1 protein-coding gene is annotated in these 412 nt (G+C 74.5%); it reads left to right on the top strand.

The window, feature by feature from the left end; all coding sequences use genetic code 11:
- The coding region (locus tag OOT08_RS04060; RefSeq protein ID WP_325091247.1) for a tyrosine-type recombinase/integrase at positions 1 to 412 on the top strand (412 nt) is incomplete at both ends.

Here is a 412-nt window from a genome sequence, read left to right as displayed (position 1 = left end):
CTCGGGCTACCGGACCTTGCCGACGGCGGCGTGCTCCGGCTGACCGGGAAGGGCAACAAGCAGCGCCTGGTGCCCTTTGGCAGCTTCGCGGGCGCCGCGCTCCACGCCTACCTCGTCCGGGCCCGGCCGGCGCTCGTGGCCCGGGGGAGCGGCACCCCGGCGCTCTTCCTCGGGGCGCGCGGGGCGCGGCTGTCCCGGCAGAACGCCTGGCTGATCCTGCAGGCGGCGGCCGAGGCGAGCGGGATCGAGGCGCACGTGTCCCCGCACACCTTGCGGCACTCCTTCGCGACGCACCTGCTCGCGGGCGGGGCGGATGTGCGCGCCGTCCAGGAGCTGCTCGGGCACGCCTCCGTGCAGACCACGCAGATCTACACGAGCGTCACGATCGACACCCTGCGCGAGCACTACCAGA

The sequence above is a fragment of the Leucobacter sp. M11 genome (assembly GCF_035726885.1).
Taxonomy (GTDB): Bacteria; Actinomycetota; Actinomycetes; order Actinomycetales; family Microbacteriaceae; genus JAPFRB01.
The sequence above is the reverse complement of the archived record's forward strand: the minus strand, read 5'-3'. Positions and strand labels throughout refer to the sequence as shown.